General features: G+C 52.0%; 1 protein-coding gene. It reads right to left on the reverse strand.

Going from position 1 to position 1,001, the window contains the following annotated elements; genetic code table 11:
• A partial coding sequence (locus QT974_RS34690) for an MSCRAMM family protein (protein WP_333472871.1) occupies nt 1-1,001 on the reverse strand: 1,001 nt, incomplete at both ends.

Raw genomic sequence — 1,001 nt, forward strand, 5'->3', positions numbered from 1 at the left:
AATTTAGGGTCGTTTGGTTTCAGTGTATAGGTTGAATCTGTTACTAAGATCGGTTGCTCTCTGCTGATCGTACCCTGGAACCGTGCTTGCGGGCCCGGTGCCGAAACCAGAGCGGGGTTGGGAGTGGTTGCGACCGGAGCATTGAGGTTGCCTGGAACACCGCCACCGGGCAGTGTCGCGGGAAAAATTTCCAAGACTGAGTAATTGGCAGCTCGCAAATCGCGGAAGGTAGCCACTCCGCTGGCATCGGTGATGGCGATGGGTTCTGAGGCTTGATCCCACCGACCGTTGCCGTTCAAATCTAAAATGAAGGGTACGTTACCAATGGCGGGTTCCAAAACTCCATTGACCACATTTCGGGTGCCGCTGCGGTCATTGTCCCGAAATTTGTTAATTTCAATTTGATAGAGCGGAGTGTCGCCAACTTGAGCGCAGGCAAAGGTTTGACCTGCTGCTACCGTTACGTCGAGTAGGGGAATGTTGTTGGGCGGAGTGCTTTGGGGGAAATCTCTTTCTAGGGGTTGCCCGTTGACACCGTTGACTCGTTCTTCCCGAATCTTGTAGGAGCCTGGTGCCACATTAAATGACCACCCACCATTTTTATCTGTTAGGGTGTTGGGTTCCCCTGCATCGAGTTGACCGTTGCCGTTTGTATCAATATAAATCTTGACATTTTTAATCCCCGGTTCATTGCCGTCTCGAAAGCCGTTGGCATTGATGTCGAGGTATTTGCATCCCACAATCCGGCTGCCCACAACTGCGGTGTTGCCAAAGAAAACGTTGGCGTTGCTGTTTCCAACGGTGACAGCGAGGGGGTTGGGAGTCGTGGTACGAAAACCAGCAGGTATTGTGGTTTCTGTGAGTACGTAGTTACCAGGGACAATATTGGTGAATGAGAACGCTCCGTTAGCGTCTGTAAGGACGGAGACATCGCCTGTATCTAATCGGCCGTTGCTGCCGATCGCAGGTTCGAGCAGAATGGGGATATTTGCCAGACCTGG

This window comes from Microcoleus sp. BM001215392, from assembly GCF_036700185.1.
Lineage (GTDB): Bacteria > Cyanobacteriota > Cyanobacteriia > Cyanobacteriales > Microcoleaceae > Microcoleus.